Origin of the sequence: Candidatus Acidulodesulfobacterium ferriphilum, from assembly GCA_004195035.1 — a bacterium.
GTDB lineage: Bacteria > SZUA-79 > SZUA-79 > Acidulodesulfobacterales > Acidulodesulfobacteraceae > Acidulodesulfobacterium > Acidulodesulfobacterium ferriphilum.
In genome coordinates this window covers 113,082-129,608 of the sequence record SGBD01000004.1, presented here as the reverse complement: position 1 = coordinate 129,608, position 16,527 = coordinate 113,082, and the positions used below count along the sequence as shown (strand labels likewise).

At 38.3% G+C, this 16,527-nt stretch carries 13 protein-coding genes; 12 read left to right on the top strand and 1 reads right to left on the bottom strand.

Going from position 1 to position 16,527, the window contains the following annotated elements; translation table 11 throughout:
- Positions 1–31 precede the first annotated feature (31 nt).
- Genes hflX through EVJ47_07665 form a run of 3 tightly spaced genes read left to right on the top strand, consistent with a single transcriptional unit; the run spans position 32 to position 2,492 of the window.
- Positions 32–1,120 carry a GTPase HflX gene (gene hflX, locus EVJ47_07675; GenBank protein RZD14105.1) on the top strand — a complete coding sequence of 363 codons (1,089 nt, stop codon included), beginning with the start codon at positions 32–34 and terminating at the stop codon, positions 1,118–1,120.
- Between the two features lie 12 nt (positions 1,121–1,132).
- Positions 1,133–1,801 (top strand): hypothetical protein, encoded by a 669-nt coding sequence (locus tag EVJ47_07670; protein RZD14104.1) that lies wholly within the window; start codon positions 1,133–1,135, stop codon positions 1,799–1,801.
- 46 nt (positions 1,802–1,847) lie between these two features.
- Positions 1,848–2,492, top strand: coding sequence for a hypothetical protein (locus tag EVJ47_07665; GenBank protein RZD14103.1), 645 nt, complete (start codon positions 1,848–1,850; stop codon positions 2,490–2,492).
- Positions 2,493–2,507: 15 nt separating this feature from the next.
- On the opposite strand, the gene EVJ47_07660 is transcribed toward EVJ47_07665, so the two are convergent.
- Positions 2,508–2,969: a hypothetical protein gene (locus EVJ47_07660; GenBank protein RZD14102.1), complete on the bottom strand. Its 462-nt coding sequence runs from the start codon at positions 2,967–2,969 to the stop codon at positions 2,508–2,510.
- 179 nt (positions 2,970–3,148) lie between these two features.
- Here EVJ47_07660 and EVJ47_07655 point away from each other — a divergent pair, with 179 nt between their 5' ends.
- The 9 genes from EVJ47_07655 to EVJ47_07615 all read left to right on the top strand — a co-directional run bounded on the left by EVJ47_07655 (position 3,149) and on the right by EVJ47_07615 (position 16,524).
- On the top strand, positions 3,149–3,487 hold the full coding sequence (locus tag EVJ47_07655; protein RZD14101.1) for an Hsp20/alpha crystallin family protein: 339 nt from the start codon (positions 3,149–3,151) through the stop codon (positions 3,485–3,487).
- A gap of 108 nt (positions 3,488–3,595) precedes the next feature.
- The gene (locus EVJ47_07650; protein ID RZD14100.1) at positions 3,596–5,926 is read left to right on the top strand and encodes an ATP-dependent Clp protease ATP-binding subunit; all 2,331 of its coding nucleotides are present in this window, start codon (positions 3,596–3,598) and stop codon (positions 5,924–5,926) included.
- Positions 5,901–6,398: a DUF1844 domain-containing protein gene (locus EVJ47_07645; protein RZD14099.1), complete on the top strand. Its 498-nt coding sequence runs from the start codon at positions 5,901–5,903 to the stop codon at positions 6,396–6,398. The genes EVJ47_07650 and EVJ47_07645 overlap by 26 nt, the downstream gene beginning before the upstream one ends.
- A gap of 194 nt (positions 6,399–6,592) precedes the next feature.
- Entirely contained in the window at positions 6,593–9,208 is a 2,616-nt protein-coding gene (clpB, locus tag EVJ47_07640) for an ATP-dependent chaperone ClpB (GenBank protein RZD14098.1), read from the top strand.
- A 415-nt stretch (positions 9,209–9,623) separates the two neighbouring features.
- Complete coding sequence (locus EVJ47_07635) at positions 9,624–11,108, top strand: Do family serine endopeptidase (GenBank protein ID RZD14097.1); 1,485 nt, start codon at positions 9,624–9,626, stop codon at positions 11,106–11,108.
- Between the two features lie 183 nt (positions 11,109–11,291).
- Complete coding sequence (selB, locus tag EVJ47_07630) at positions 11,292–13,232, top strand: selenocysteine-specific translation elongation factor (protein ID RZD14096.1); 1,941 nt, start codon at positions 11,292–11,294, stop codon at positions 13,230–13,232.
- A gap of 91 nt (positions 13,233–13,323) precedes the next feature.
- Positions 13,324–14,772, top strand: coding sequence for a menaquinone biosynthesis decarboxylase (locus tag EVJ47_07625; GenBank protein ID RZD14095.1), 1,449 nt, complete (start codon positions 13,324–13,326; stop codon positions 14,770–14,772).
- Position 14,773: 1 nt separating this feature from the next.
- A complete protein-coding gene (locus EVJ47_07620; protein ID RZD14094.1) occupies positions 14,774–15,667 on the top strand; it encodes a 4-hydroxybenzoate octaprenyltransferase in 894 nt (297 codons plus the stop codon).
- Positions 15,668–15,861: 194 nt separating this feature from the next.
- On the top strand, positions 15,862–16,524 hold the full coding sequence (locus EVJ47_07615) for a UbiX family flavin prenyltransferase (protein RZD14093.1): 663 nt from the start codon (positions 15,862–15,864) through the stop codon (positions 16,522–16,524).
- The last annotated feature ends 3 nt before the right edge of the window (positions 16,525–16,527 follow it).

Sequence of the window (16,527 nt, the reverse complement as noted above, 5' to 3'; positions counted from 1 at the left end):
AGATAATTTAATTAATAAATTTAACTAATAAATGGTTCAAAGGGCGGTACTTATCGGGATTAATAGAGCCGATTCGGAGAGAGAAAAAAGCGAGGATTTACTTGAAGAGCTTGCTTTGCTTTCAGAAACCGCCGGCGCCGTGAATGCGGGCAGGGTCTTAAAAACGGTTAAAAAGATTGACCCCGCTTATTATCTATCAAGGGGAATGCTTGAAGATATTAAAGTGCTGATACTTAAAGGCGCGGCGGATTTGGTGATAATAGATGTCAATCTAAGCCCTGCCCAGGAAAGAAATATGTCCGAATATGTGGGCGTAAATGTTATCGATAGAACAAGGCTTATTTTAGACATATTTGCAACGCGCGCAAGAACGGCCGAGAGTAAATATCAGGTTGAACTTGCAATGTTAAATTACATTTTGCCAAGACTTAAGGGAAGTGGTATAATGCTTTCAAGGACAGGCGCAGGCATAGGAACGAGGGGTCCCGGAGAAACCAAGCTGGAAACCGACAGGAGAAAGGTAAGGCAAAGGATTACTTACATAAAGGATAAGCTTAAGCTGGCCGAAAAGACAAGGGGTTTGCACAGGGCCACAAGAAAGAAACAGGGTCTATCTACGGCAACCCTCGTAGGCTACACTAACTCCGGAAAAACGACGATGCTTTCCGCTTTAACGAAAAGGGGCGGCAATGGAGAGAATAAACTTTTTGCCACACTGGGAACAAAGATGGCTGGGGTTTATGACAAAGACAGTAAAAGGAAAGTTATAATATCCGATACGGTTGGGTTTATCCAGAACCTGCCGCTGTTTTTGGTGGAATCATTTAAGTCAACGCTTGAAGAGGCGGTTCATTCGAATGTTTTAATACATGTTATAGACCCGACTCAAAAAGACGCTTTGCGCAAGTCTGAGGAAGTCATAAAGATATTAGATTCTATCGGCGCGGGTGAAAAAAAGACAATAGTGGTTTTAAATAAGATAGACCTTTTAACTTCGGCGCGGGTGAGATTTTTGCAAACAAAATTGGAACAATTAACGGGGAATTCCGTAATACCGGTTTCCGCAAAAACAGGCGATAACATCGGCATGTTGAAAGAAAAAATATTTAACAATGTATAGTTTATGGTTCTTATGATTAAGGCTAAAGGGAAAAGAGACAGGATTTTCCGGCCTGCCGCCGTCTTTGCCTGCATAAGCGGCATGCAAAGGCAACCCCTTCGGCAAATATATGCCGGCGCGGCGATGGTATTTTTACTTTTGATTTTACCTGTTTTTACCTCCGGATGCGCTTATAATTCTGCAAAAAACAGCGTGGCAATCAAGGAACCGCTTACAAGCTTTAAATATAAAATGTTCGGAATAGACAGGCTCATAAAAGATAATAACCTCGATATTGCCAAGGTTTACCTTAAAGAAATGATTAATGAGGGCGTTCACCCCCTTTTCGCTAATTTGCATTTGGCGATAATTTATACGATGCAGGGTAAAAGAAAAAAATGCGTTAAATATCTAAAGGCATCTAAAAGCCTCATTAATTCAAAACAGGATAAAGCAGAATATCTTTTCTATAAAATAAAAATCAATTTGATAAACAGGCAAAAGGGATATTTTGATTCATCCATGAAAATTATTTCAAAATTAAAAAGGGAAGGCGCAAATATAGAGAGGCTTTATTATTACAAAGGTTTGTTGTTTTTTTATCACGGGGACTCGTTAAATGCGTTAAGATGTTTTAAAATAGTGGCAAAACTAAATTCAAGCTATAAGAGGCGCGCTAAAGATGCGATTAACAAGATTTAATAAATTTTTACCTGTTCTATTTTTATTTGTTTTTTTATGCGGATTTTTGAGTTTTTTTTTAAAAAGTGCTTACGGACTTAATATAAATATAGAAACTTATGTCGTCGTTTCAAAAAATAATAGCGGCACTTTGCAGTCTTTAGCGGTAAAAAAGGCATTGGGGCTGTCTTTAAGAAAGGCTGTAGAGAAATTAACGGGCAAAAAATTTAGTTTAAGGAAAAACGGTAAAAATGGCAAAATATTAAATAAAAATATTTATTCAAATGAAATGAAATACATATATTCCTTTAAAGTTATTAAAGCAAAAAGTTATCTTAACCTTTATTACATTAAAATAAATGTTTTAATCAGGGAAAAGGAGTTAAGGAATAAGCTTAAAAGTTTAGGATTTAAGGTCGTTAAAAATGTCGGGGTATCTCCAAAAGTAAAATATCATGTTTATTATATCAGGTTTATCGGCAAGTACAGTTACGCCGAACCGAATAAATTACAAAAATTAATGATAAAATATTCAAAACATTTAAAAAACCTCTATGTGTCATCTTTTTCGATTAATTTTGTGGAAATCAAAGTTTTATATTACGGGAGCATCATAAGGCTGTTAAAAAGCGTAAAAGGCAGGGTCAAAACATATTTAGATGCAAGGGTATATCCTGTAAAAGGCGATACGATTATAGTCGATGTTAAATAATTTTCGGCTAAAAATTTAAATAATATGGAATATATTTTCTAAAGAGACGATTGTTATAGTATTTAAATAGAAATTAAAAACGGCATAAAGCAATATACTGATAAAAAGCGGAAGGAAGAAAAATAAAAACACATTCTTATCCCTTGAGCCTCTGCTGTTCCCCGAATCGTATATAAGCCCCAGCGCAAGCGCAATAGGCGGCGCTCCGATAAACATCTGGCCCACAAAAAGACCGATAACGGGGCCGTATTTTACGATATAGTTATGGGCTTTTTTAGTCTTTTTTGCGCCTAATAATTTACTTAACGATTTTAACGACCCCAGTTTTATCCCAATGTAGAATAATATCGAACACAACAGTGTCTCGGATACCGTTATGAGCGCGATGCTTATGTAGGGGTTTAATTTATTATAGACAGCATATGCCGTCGAGACATATTTCCCGCCGATTAAAGGAGTTACATTTATCGCTATCATTATAAGATACTTGTAAAAAACTGGTTTTAACACAGGTTTTAAAATTGGATTAATAAGAATTTAGGTTTCATTATTTTAGAATGTATTTTGTTTTTAAAATTTATTTTGATATAATTATAAGTATAAATCATATATTTATTAAAGTATAAAATAAACTAAAATTTTTGAGATTGTTAAAAATGTATTGTTTTACTCCAATTTCCGATATGTTTGAAACAACCGGCTCCGTTGTTATACAGATAGAGCTCGCAGGGGTCAGAAAGGAGGATATAAATATAGAGCTTACGCATAACTATATTGAAGTCAGCGGAATAAAAAGGCGCGAAGGGCTTTCGGGGGAAGAAAGTTTTCAAAGAATGGAAAGGCCGTTCGGCGTTTTTAAAAGGACTTTTAATTTGCCGAAAGCCGTAAGCAGGGATTCTATATCCGCTTCGTTTAAAGAAGGGCTGCTCGAGATAGTTATCCTTAAAAAAGAGAAGGACGATAGTTTTACATTGACGAGCATCGACATTAAATAATTAATTAAATAACTCTTGTGAACGGTAAATATAGGCAAATATATTAAATATATGATATATGATTAAAAATGGAGAATAAAATAATTTTATGGAAGGTAAAAACTTATTATGTTTAATTTAGATAATTATGAGGACAAATTATCGGAAAGCGGATACAGGGTTCTTACTATATCGATAGAAGAATCTAAACGGAGAAAGCATTATTATTTGGGGCTCGAACATGTACTTTACGCCTTAACCGTGGTGGACGAAGAGCTTCTGAACGAAATATTTGCCGATTTAAAAATCGATAAGAGAAAGGTTTTAAAACTGTTAAACGATTTTATGATGTCGTCGGAGCAGTATGTCGGCGAAGGGCTGAAGATACCCATTCAAACAAGAAATTTATTTAAAAGCGCTTATGATTACGCGCAAAGTTCGGGTAGAAGCCTGATAGATTCTACCGATTTTTTAATGGTTATGTTTCAGGAGCCCAGCTCGGTTCCGGTTAAGGTTTTTAAAAGCCTTAACATCGATTCCGTGATAATTGCAGATAAGATTTTTCAAAAAATCAGGGAAAGAAAAAACAGGAGCGACGAGAATAAAAGGAAATATGATTTACCCTACACATTAAGGCAGCATGCCATAAACATCAGTAAACTTGCCATAATGGATAAGCTGTCCTTAGTTTTTGGGAGAGAGGAAGAAATTACAAGAGTTATGGAGATACTCTGTCATGTTGACAGGCCGAATTCCGTTATTATCGTCGGTGAACCCGGCGTGGGTAAAACTGCGATAGTAGAAGGTCTCGCAAGAAAAATAGAGCTTGAACCCTATAATGTTCCTCCAAGGCTCAGAAATAAAATTATCGTAAATCTTCAAATGAATTCTTTAGTTGCAGGGACGGTATTCAGAGGTATGTTTGAAGATAGAATGGAAAAAATTATTAACGAGTTAAAGTCTAGAAAAAATATAATAATTTTTGTCGATGAGGTCCATTCGATTATAGGGGCAGGCTCCGCTATTGCCGTTCCAAGCGATGCCGCCAACATATTAAAGTCTTCTTTAGCAAGGGGAGAGGTGCAAATAATTGGAGCGACGACGCTGTCGGAATATAAAGAGTTTATTGCGGAGGATGAAGCATTGGCGCGTCGTTTTCGGCTTGTCAATGTTAAAGAACCATCGATTGACGATACCAAAAGGATACTTTACGGATTAAAAAGAAGGTTTGAGGATACTTATGATGTGGAAATAGAGGAATCGGCAATAGAGGAATCCTTATCGTTATCCGCCCGCTATTCAAAATCCTTAAGATTGCCCGATAAGGTTATCGGGTGGATAGATTCGGGGTGTGTTAAAGCCGAGATTTACAATGAGGACAGGGTCGTTAAAAAGGAAAATATTTATCAGGTTATTTCCCAGGAAGCGAATATGCCTATAGATTTAATTAAAAGGGATGTACTTGAAAGATTTCAGGATATGGAGGACTTTTTCTCTAAGCGGATCGTCGGCCAAAAAGAAGCCATAGACTCCCTTGCAAAGCACATAAGGCTTAACAAAGGGCCGCTCAAAGGAAACTTTGACAGGCCGGATGCCGTGCTTCTTTTTCTTGGCCCTACCGGGGTAGGTAAAACAGAGACGGCAAAAGCAATGGCAGAATATTTATTCGGTTCCGCTAAAAATATTGTCAGAGTCGATATGTCCGAATATAAAGACGGCTCTATCGCGGTGGACAAATTAATAGGCATGCCCCGCGGTATTGTCGGATCGACAAGGGGAGGGATTTTAACAAATCAGGTTAAGGATAATCCGTATTCCGTTATTTTGCTTGACGAAATAGAAAAGGCGAGCGACCAGGTTTTTAATCTCTTCCTTCAGGTTTTTGACGAGGGTTTCCTCACGGACGGCAGGGGAAAAAGGGTTTATTTTTCCGATTCGGTCATTATCATGACTTCAAATTTAGGTTCCCATGAATTTTCAAGATTCACTAAGCCGTTAGGGTTCATCGAATCCCATGATATAGTTAAATCTATAAGGACGACCATAAACAAGGAAATCGAAAATTTCTTTTCGCCGGAGTTCATAAACAGGATTGACGATATCGTCATATTTTCGCCTCTTACAAAGGAAGAGGTTAAGCGGATAGCTGAAATGCACATAGATTCTATTAACAAGACTATGTCGGAGCACGGGAAAGATTTAACCGTTACGGATGAAGCGTTAAACAAGCTTGTCGAGAAGGGTTATAGCTCAAAATTTGGGGCAAGATTTTTAAAACGCTCCATAGACGACATCGTTAAGGTTCCCCTGACGCTTAAGTGGAAAGACGGCGATAGCTTTATAGCCGATTTGATAGACGGCGAGGTAAGCGTTGTCTTAAATAGCAAATATAAAACGACGACGACAAAAAATAATAAAAATAACAAAGAAGAATATGGAGAAGAACCCGACTATGTTTGACGATAAGAAAGGTGTCAACCCAAATGAACAACAGGAAAAGCAGTTTAAGTTCATCGACAAAAGAAAATTTTCGGAAGATTTCGCGGAGGGCGGGAATAACGCCCCTTCAGATGACAAAGGAATAAATACCGCCGATACAAACAATCCGGGTATTAATAAAATGGAAGATGCGGCTAATGAAACCTCGGGTAATGCCGTAAATATGGAGGAGCCTTCAGAGATGCCGGCGTTTGAAGCCGATTTTGCTACCTTTGTTTATTCATTAAATACGCAGGCTTTACTTTTTTTGGGGAAAATACCGAATCCTATGACCGGCAAATATGAAAGGGATGTCAATATGGCAAAATATCTTATCGATACCATAGATATGCTTTCAAAAAAGACTGTGGGAAATCTCGATGAAAACGAAAAAAAGCTTGTCGAAAATATATTATACGACTTAAGAATGGCATATATTTCCGAGAAAAAATAATCACCGTGAGACCCTAAATTACCGATAGAAATTTATTTTTCTGGATTCCCGCTTTCGCGGGAATGACTTTGAGGGATTTTAAAAGTTCACCCGTTGGGTGTCATTCCTGCGAAAGCAGGAATCCAGTGTTCTTAATGCATTGCAATATGTTTAATAATCTCTATCGGCAATTTTTGGGTGAGAGGGGTATATTTGTGGATTTGAATAATTTTACGATAAAATCGCAGGAAGTTATAGAGCTGACCGTTAACACGGCAAAGGAGGCTAAAAACCCGGAGGTAACGGATTTACATCTCCTTTACGCTCTTTTAACTTATGATGAAAACAGCATCGCTGTTTCTTTATTAAAAAGGATAGGTATCGATTTAAAGGTTTTTTCAGGCGAAGTCGAAAATGCCCTGTCTAAACTTGCGACAGTGGAAGGAGGGTTTGAGCCCGGCTTTTCTTCATCCTTAAAGAAGGTGCTAGATGCCGCCGAAAAGAATAAAACGGCTATGAAAGACGACTTCGTTTCGGTCGAGCATTTTATACTGGCGCTTTTGGATGTGAAAGATACAAAATCTTATGCAATTTTTGCAAAATTCGGCTTAAGCAAAGAAATAGTTTTAAAAGCGCTTATGGAAATAAGAGGAAGCGCAAGGGTTGCGGATCAAAATCCTGAAGACAAGTATCAGGCGCTGGAAAAATATACCCTCAATTTAACGCAGCTTGCAAGATTAGGGAAGATTGACCCTGTTATCGGAAGGGATAGCGAAATTAGGCGGATAATGGAGGTTTTGTCGAGGAGAACCAAAAATAATCCCGTTCTTATAGGAGACCCCGGTGTCGGTAAGACCGCCATTGTGGAAGGATTGGCTAAAAGAATTGCCGACAGCGATGTTCCCGAAATTTTAAAGGATAAATCCGTTTTGTCGCTTGATCTGGGTTCCCTTATTGCAGGGGCGAAATACAGGGGTGAATTTGAAGACAGGCTTAAAGCCGTAGTAAAAGAGATAAAATCCTCGGAGGGGAAAATTATAATATTTATAGACGAACTTCATAATCTTGTCGGGGCGGGCAAATCGGAAGGGGCAATGGATGCTTCCAATCTATTAAAGCCCGCTCTTGCAAGAGGCGAACTCAGGGCTATCGGCGCTACGACAATCGATGAGTATAGAAAATATATAGAAAAGGATGCCGCTCTCGAAAGAAGATTCCAGCCTATATTTGTGGATGAGCCGTCCGTTGAGGATACAATATCAATTTTAAGGGGATTAAAAGAAAGATATGAGGCTTATCACGGCATAAGAATAAAAGACTCGGCGTTAATTGCAGCGGCAACACTCTCCCATCGCTATATTACCGACAGGTTTTTGCCGGACAAGGCTATCGATTTAATAGATGAAGCATCCGCAAAATTAAGAATCGAGATAGATTCCTTACCGACTGTTCTCGATGAAATTCAGAGAAAGATTATAAAGATTAAAATCGAGCAGGAGGCATTAAAAAAAGAAAAGGATGCGGAATCAAAAAAGAGATTAAAGGAGATTGACGAAGAACTTGCCAATTTAGAAGAGGATTTTAATCAAAAAAAGGCAAAATGGCAAAATGAAAAGGATGTAATTAAAAAAATAGGGGAAGTAAAAAAGGAAATAGATTCCTTAAGGGTTGAAGAGCAAAGGTTTGAAAGGGAAGGAAAATATGACAAGGTTGCAGAGATTAGATACGGCAAACTGGGCGGGCTCGAAAAAATATTGGAGGATTCAAACAAAAAGATAACTCAAATGCAAAAAGGGGGCGGTTTTTTAAAAGAAGAGGTCGATTCCGACGATATTGCAAGGGTTGTCGCGAAGTGGACGGGGATTCCCGTTACGAAACTTATGGAAGGCGAGAAGGAAAAGCTTTTGCTGATAGAGGAGCATCTGCATAACCGCGTCATATCGCAAAATGAAGCAATAAGCAGTGTTGCCAATACCATAAGGCGTTCAAGGGCAGGCTTGTCCGATCAAAACAAGCCTATGGGTTCCTTTATGTTTTTGGGTCCGACAGGCGTGGGCAAAACGGAGCTTGCTAAAGCGCTTGCCGAGTTTTTATTTGACGATGAAAACAATATAGTAAGAATAGATATGTCGGAGTATATGGAAAAGCATACTGTTTCGAGGCTGATAGGCGCTCCCCCAGGCTATGTCGGCTATGAAGAAGGCGGGCAGTTAACCGAGGCGGTTAGAAGGCGGCCGTACAGCGTCGTGCTTTTTGACGAAGTGGAAAAGGCGCATCAAGATGTGTTTAATGTGCTGCTACAGCTTCTTGACGACGGACGCTTAACCGACGGGCGGGGAAGGACGGTGGATTTTAAAAATACTATCGTCATTATGACCTCAAATATCGGCTCCGATATTATACAGAGTTATGCCGGCGGATACTATGAAGAGATGAAAAACAGCGTTACTGGGCTTTTAAAAAATTACTTTAGACCCGAATTTCTTAACAGGCTTGACGATATAATTATATTTCATGCTCTTACCGAGGATGATATATTAAAAATAGTGGAGATTCAACTAAACAGGCTTAAAAAAATATTGGAAGAAAAAGGGATAGGGGTTCGCTATACGGATCCGTTAGTTAAGTTTATAGCTATGGAGGGTTATGACCCTATCTATGGGGCAAGGCCGCTAAAAAGGGCTATAAAAACCTTTTTGCAGGACAGGATAGCCACGGATTTACTTTCAGGCGGAATTATAACAGGCGATTCCATTGTTCTGGATTATAACGAAGGGCTAAATGATGTTATAATCGAAAAGGCCGTGATGGTTTCAGCCGAAGATATATAAAAATACTCAAAAATTGCCGATAGAGATTGTTAAACATATTGCAATGCATTAAGAACACTGGATTCCTGCTTTCGCAGGAATGACACCCAACGGGTGAACTTTTAAAATCCCTCAAAGTCATTCCCGCGAAAGCGGGAATCCAGAATAAAATTTTCTATAGGCAATTTTGGGAAATAATTAATTTGTCAATTTGACAAATATTAATATTAAAACTCAATTATTATTGTCATAATGACAAAATATTCAATGTTATAAAGGAAAAGGTTTGTCATTCCGAAGGAAGCGGTAATCCATTTTAACCATTGCAGTAAGGGTTGCCTGGTCGATTTTTAAAGATAAAATATATTCTGGCATAATTATTGCTTGTTATATATATAAATAACTAAGGTATAATTTATCGGAGGTTTTTAAAGTTATGGGTTTTAAATCTGATTCCAAAATAATCGGCGCTGGCGTGGCCGTATTGATAGGTATAATTGCAGGAGTTATAATTACGGCAAATTTACATTTATTTAAAAAGTCCCTTGCCGAGCCGGCTTCGCCGGTAATTCATACGACTACTAATTCGGAAATGCCTGCCCAAAACGGTCCCAGTAATTTTATCGCATTGATAAAACAGGATAAGCCGTTTGTCGTAAATATCAGAACAACCCAAAAGGTAAAGGGAGGACCATTCCAGATGTATCAAAATCCTTTCGGCAACGAGCAAAATCCTTTCGGTAACTTTTTTAACAATTTCTTTCATAATGTGCCTCAAAGCACCTATACCGAAGAAAGCCTCGGTTCAGGCGTAATTATCAGCAAAAGCGGTTATATAGTTACAAACAATCATGTTATAAAGGGAGCAACCAAAATATATGTTAAGCTTTATAACGGCAAAACTTTCAAGGCAAGGGTCATCGGGAAAGATCCGCAGGTTGATCTTGCCCTTTTAAAGATAAACGACGGCAATAATCTTCCCGTTGCTACCCTTGGAGACTCGGCCAAATCCCAGATAGGAGAATGGGTTTTAGCCATAGGAAATCCCTTCGGGTTGGGTTGGACGGTTACTAACGGCATTATAAGCGCTAAAGGCAGGGCTATCGGCGGACCGTATGAAGATTTTATACAGACCAATGCCGCAATTAATCCGGGAAATAGCGGCGGACCCCTTATTAATATGAAAGGCCAGGTTATAGGAATAAATACGGCAATCATTAAGGGCGCCCAGGGAATAGGGTTTTCGATACCGGTAAATGTTGTCAAGCAGGTTCTTCCGGAGCTTGAGACCGGTAAAATCACAAGGGGCTGGCTTGGAATAGAAATTCAAAAGATAACGCCTGCGCTCAAAAAAGCGTTTAATCTTGAAACTTCGCAAGGTGCCCTTGTTTCTTCGGTGCTTCCAAACGGTCCGGCGGCGCGTGCCGGATTAAAAAGCGGGGATGTTATAATAAAATTTAACGGGGAAAAGGTTAAAGAAATGTCGCAGCTTCCGTGGCTCGTGGGAAATACGAAACCCGGAAAAGCTGTTCCGATGGAGATTATAAGGCATGGCAAGAAAGAAACCATTATGATTACGGTTGGCAATTGGAAAAGCCCTAAAAATACCTTTAACGAAAAAGCTCAAAAGGTGTCTGCTAAAAAGTTAGGGATTGTCGTTGTGCCCTTAACAAGTTCTAATATGCAGGGATACGGCATACAAAATGTTCATCACGGCGTTATAGTCTCAAAGGTCATACCCGGCGGAATAGGCCAGAGAATCGGGATAATGCCCGGGGATGTAATACAGGAGATAAATCATCAGCCGGTTAATAATATAAAACAGTATGTTAATCTTATAAATCAGGCTGAAAAATCCAAACAGTTTCTTTTCTTTGTGAGAAGGGGAAATATGAAATTGTATCTTGCATACTCGGAATAATGAATTTTTAAGTTTCAAATTAAATATATAAAGTTTATAAAGTTTTCCTAAAACCAAGACAAACTGTAAGCTTTCCATCACTCCTCCTAAAGGTGGCCCGGTTCCCGTAAAAAGGACCGGGCTATTTATTTTTTGTCCTCTTCATTCCGCAAACCCATTTTTTGTTGTATAATATTACGGTATATGGAAAATTTTATTTTAGGAACGGCGGGTCACATAGACCATGGAAAATCGTCGCTGATAAAAGCCTTAACGGGCGTAGAAACAGACAGGCTAAAGGAAGAAAAAAGGCGCGGGATCAGTATTGTGCTCGGTTATGCCAATATAACCCTTCCTTCAGGAATATCCGTCGGAATTGTCGATGTTCCGGGACACGCGAAATTTATCAAAACTATGGTTTCCGGCTCCACGGGAATGGATGGGGTTCTGCTTGTAATTGCCGCAGATGACGGCATAATGGCTCAAACTAAGGAGCATCTTCTCATTTTAAAACTACTGGGTGCTGGCGTTGTCATACCTGTTTTAACCAAAATCGATACCGTGAACGATGAAATCATTTCTATGCGGGAAAACGAGATAAAAGATTTCTTAAAATCTTACGGTTACGATAAGGCATCCCAAAATATTATTAAGGTATCGGTTAAATCAGGTACGGGCATTGATGAATTAAAGAACGCAATAGAAAAGGCCATAAAGAATGAGGATGCGAAAAATATAGCAGGGCATGCATCTACAAAGGTCTTTTTGCCCGTGGACAGAGTTATTTCTTCGAAGGGTTTTGGAACAATTCTGGCAGGAACTTTGAAATGCGGCAGTTTTTCGGTTGGAGACGAAATACAGATAATGCCGTCCGGCTTAACCGCAAAGATAAAAAATATGGAATCGCACAATAAAAAAATAACCGCGGCGCATAAATCTATGAGAATATCGATAAATGTTCCGTCCATAAAAAAGGAAAGCGTAAAATACGGGGATATAATATCGTCAAAAGATGGCCTTCTGGCAACGGACTCCGTTTTTACAAAGTTTTATTATGATTTTGACAATAAAAAAGAGCTAAGGAGCCATCTAATATTAATATTTATGACCGGAAGCATCAGTATCGGCTCAAAGATAATCGTTCTGAATGAAAATAAAAAAGTAAGCCCCGGAAATTATTCATATGCCATATTCAAATTGCAAAATAAAATATCCACAATGTCTAAGGAAAGATTTATTGTAAGGGATGCAGGGGCGGGAAGAACGATAGGCGGGGGAATTATAATAGACCCCTTTATGGATTATCGCTATGATGAATCACTGGAAGTAGTTTACAAAGGAATGGCTTCGGAAAATCCGCAAGAGGCTGTTTATAGCTTTATTAAGCTGACAGGCGGCGCAGGCTTAGAAGAAATTTATAAAAAATTAAATTTTAATTATCCCGACTTTACGGCATTTATAGATAAATTAAAGGGAGACGGAAAGATAATAACGGATAGCAAAGGAAAATTTGCGGTTTTAAAAGAAGATTTTGATACGGGCAGATCTATACTAATCAAGACAATCAAGGAAAATCTCGTAAATGAAAAAAATGCTCTAAAAAGCGGGATTGGCAAACCGGAGCTGTACCGCCTGTTTGAGAATAATTTTAATAAACAAACAGGGGCGCTGTTCGATATTATTTTAGACGATTTGTTGTCGAAAAAAGAGATTTTGAACGATAACGGAAATATAACAGTTAAAAGACAGGGAGACGAGGCGGCCGCTCTTGAAATTCAGGAGGAATATCGGGAGATTATTAAGAAGATCGAAAATTTATTAAAGTCAAGCGGCAACAGCGTTCCCACATTGGACGAACTCGAAAAGAAAATTAAAATAAATAAAAAGATGTTGAATTACGCCATTACGGTAATGGCGAAGCAGGGGAAGTTAGTTAAGATAAAACACGATATTTATTATTTAAAAGAACAAATGGATAATATTAAAAAAGGTCTTGATTTATTTTTTCAATCTTCGGAAAGACTTGAACCAAAGGATATGAAAGAAATCGCGGCAGTTTCTAGAAAATATGCCATACCGCTGTTAGAATATTTTGACTATACCGGATATACGGCTAAAACAGGCGATTATAGAATCAAAAGGTAACTTTGTCGTTTTATTTTTTTAATTAATTTGATATAATATAGACATTACGGATAACAAGCAGCGATAAATAATAAATATCATAAAATTCATAATGCCTTATAAAGACCTCCGCGAATTTGTCAAATTTTTAGAAGAAAACAAAGATTTACACAGGGTTAATGCCCCTGTCGATAGATTTTTAGAAATAGCTGAAATAGCGGACAGGATGGTAAAAAAAGAGGGTCCGGCGCTTTTATTCGAAAATGTCAAGGGCTTTAATTTTCCGGTTCTTATAAATATGTTCGGCTCGAATAAACGGATTTTACAGGCCTTTGAGGTTAAAAGTCTTGACGATGTCGCAAAAAGGGTATCGGAGATAATAGACCCTGAGATGCCGACAAATTTTTTCGAGAAAATAAAATCCCTCTCAAAACTGAAAAAACTTGCCGATTACATGCCAAAGATTGTCAAAACAGGGAAATGCAAGGATGTTATTATCGACAAACCGCCCCTGCTCGATATTTTACCGGTTTTAAAGACATGGCCCGAAGACGGCGGACCGTTTATAACCTTGCCGCTTGTTTTTACAAAAGATCCCGAAAAAGGCTCCACCAATGTAGGAATGTACAGGATGCAGGTTTACGACGATACATCGTGCGGTATGCACTGGCATATACATAAAGACGGGGCAAGGCATTTTAGAAAATATAAAGAATTAGGCAAAAAGATACCTGTTTCCGTGGTTATAGGTTCCGACCCTGCGGTGATTTATTCCGCCACCGCGCCGCTTCCTCCAGATATAGAAGAAATGATGTTTGCAGGGTTTTTAAGGGGGGATGCCGTAGAGCTTGTAAAATGCGAAACAAACGATTTGCTTGTTCCGGCAAATGCGGAGTTTGTGCTGGAAGGCTATATAGACCCTGCTGAAGATTTCAGGCTCGAAGGCCCTTTCGGCGACCATACGGGGTATTATTCGCTCGAGGATTTTTATCCTGTGTTTCATGTAACCCTTATAACGCACAGGAAGGATGCCATATATCCCGCTACTATCGTCGGGAAACCGCCTATGGAGGACTGTTATATCGGCAAGGCGACGGAAAGGTTTTTTCTGCCTGCCATAAAAAAGATATTTCCTGAAATTGTCGATATGAATTTACCATTTGAAGGAATATTTCACGATTTAATTTTTATAAGCATTAAAAAAAGCTATCCGGGGCATGCAAAAAAAATTATGCATGGAATATGGGGGCTTGGGCTTATGATGTTTACAAAAATAATCGTCGTACTCGATGAAGATGTCAATGTTCAGGATAAAGGCGAGGTTATCTGGAGAATATGCAATAACATAGACCCAAAACGGGATATAACATTTGTGGATGGACCTATCGATGTATTAGAACATGCGTCCGATATTCCGAACTACGGCTCCAAAATGGGGATCGACGCCACAAAAAAATGGGCATCAGAGGGTTATAAAAGGAGATGGCCAAACGACATCGTTATGTCTGCCGAAATAAAAAAATTGGTTGACGATAGATGGAAGGAATATGGTTTAAGTTAAAATGCTTAAAAAAATAAAAAATACATTAGAGTTAGTCAAATTTTCTCATACGATATTTGTTTTGCCGTTTGCCCTTAGCGCTTTTTTGCTTGCCTTTTACGATAAGTATCCCGCGGATTTCGGCGCCCCCTTTTTTTATTATAAAATAATATGGATTATTGTTGCTCTTGTTTCGGGGAGAAGCGGGGCAATGGCTTTTAACAGGGTAATCGACAGAAAAATAGACGCAAAAAATAAAAGGACTATGGGCAGGACGCTTCCGAAGGGCGACCTTACCGCTCTATATAGCATTGTTTTTGGCATCATTGCATACTCGATTCTCATTATTGCCGCCTATGAGTTAAATTTTATATGTTTTATCTTATCCCCGTTTGTAATTGCCTTTGTTACATTTTATTCATATACAAAAAGGTTTACCTTTTTTTCCCATCTGGTTCTGGGAATAAGTATGGCTTTAGGACCGATAGGGACATGGCTTGCGGTAACGGGAAGCATTAATTATAAAATTTTAATTCTTGGCCTCGCGGTGGTTTTTTGGGGGATGGGGTTTGACATTTTATATGCCGTAATGGATTACGATTTTGATGTCGCAAACGGATTATTTTCTATTCCCGCAAAATTTGGAATAAAAAACGGGGTAATTATCTCAAGAATATTTCATTTGTCAGCCTTAATCTGTTTAATATCCCTGTATTTCATCTTTAATCTTAATTTTTTATACATTACGGGGATAATTTTAGTAGCTGGGTTTTTTGCTTATGAACACTATCTTGTCTATAAAAGTTTAGACAATATAGATATGGCATTTTTTACCATGAACGGTTATATTTCCGTGACATTTTTTATTTTTATTTTTATAAGCGTGATGTACGGTAATTTTTACCTCAAGTCGTAATTTATAATTACCTTAAATCACCGTTAGAAGTTATTAAAACTGCTTCAACATATAGTAAAGACTGGATTCCCGCTTTCGCGGGAATGACGTCTTTAGGGTGAACTTTTAAAATCTTATTAAGTCATTCCCGCGAAAGCGGGAATCCAGAAAATAATTTTCTAATGCATGATTAAGAATAATTTATTAAAAGAAAAATGAAAGAAAATTTAGAGTCCGAAACCGGAAGACCTTCTTATATCGTCGCCATAACCGGCGCATCCGGAGCGATATTTGGATTCAGCCTTCTTAAAGCCTTGGTTAATAATTCCTATTTTGTTTATCTTATAATTTCTAAACCGGGTTTTAAAGTAATTAAAGACGAATTAGGAATGTTTGTCAATCTCGATACGGATGGAAATCTAACAAAGCTTGAAGGTAAAATTAAAGATGAAATCCTGAATAAATTTGAGCTTCATAATGACGGATTTGCTTTTCTGGATGAAATGTTTCTGGAGGCAAAGATTGCGAGCGGGTCGGCAAAGCAGGTTAAAGGTATGGCGGTTATTCCCTGTTCTATGGGAAGCCTCTCTAGAATTGCCTGCGGAAATTCGGGAAATTTAATCGAGCGCGCAAGCGATGTTATGCTTAAAGAAAGGAAGAAGCTTATCGTATGTCCGAGAGAAACCCCGTTTAACGATATTCACCTTAAAAATATGCTCTCGTTAATTAATTCCGGAGCAGTTATTCTTCCCCCTATTCCCGCTTTTTATAATAAACCGCAGGGAATAGACGATATTATAAGTTTTATAACAGGTAAAATATTAGATAGTCTGGGGATAGATAATGATATGTACATAAGATGGAAGGGTTATGATTAATCA

Excerpts from the sequence above, each read along its gene's own strand:
- EVJ47_07620 (RZD14094.1), top strand. The coding sequence starts at position 14,774 with ATGCTTAAAAAAATAAAAAATACATTAGAGTTAGTCAAATTTTCTCAT.
- EVJ47_07625 (RZD14095.1), top strand. The coding sequence starts at position 13,324 with ATGCCTTATAAAGACCTCCGCGAATTTGTCAAATTTTTAGAAGAAAAC.
- EVJ47_07615 (RZD14093.1), top strand. The coding sequence starts at position 15,862 with ATGAAAGAAAATTTAGAGTCCGAAACCGGAAGACCTTCTTATATCGTC.
- EVJ47_07660 (RZD14102.1), bottom strand. The coding sequence starts at position 2,969 with ATGATAGCGATAAATGTAACTCCTTTAATCGGCGGGAAATATGTCTCG.
- selB (RZD14096.1), top strand. The coding sequence starts at position 11,292 with ATGGAAAATTTTATTTTAGGAACGGCGGGTCACATAGACCATGGAAAA.
- EVJ47_07635 (RZD14097.1), top strand. The coding sequence starts at position 9,624 with ATGGGTTTTAAATCTGATTCCAAAATAATCGGCGCTGGCGTGGCCGTA.
- hflX (RZD14105.1), top strand. The coding sequence starts at position 32 with ATGGTTCAAAGGGCGGTACTTATCGGGATTAATAGAGCCGATTCGGAG.
- EVJ47_07650 (RZD14100.1), top strand. The coding sequence starts at position 3,596 with ATGTTTAATTTAGATAATTATGAGGACAAATTATCGGAAAGCGGATAC.
- EVJ47_07655 (RZD14101.1), top strand. The coding sequence starts at position 3,149 with ATGTATTGTTTTACTCCAATTTCCGATATGTTTGAAACAACCGGCTCC.
- EVJ47_07645 (RZD14099.1), top strand. The coding sequence starts at position 5,901 with ATGGAGAAGAACCCGACTATGTTTGACGATAAGAAAGGTGTCAACCCA.
- EVJ47_07670 (RZD14104.1), top strand. The coding sequence starts at position 1,133 with ATGATTAAGGCTAAAGGGAAAAGAGACAGGATTTTCCGGCCTGCCGCC.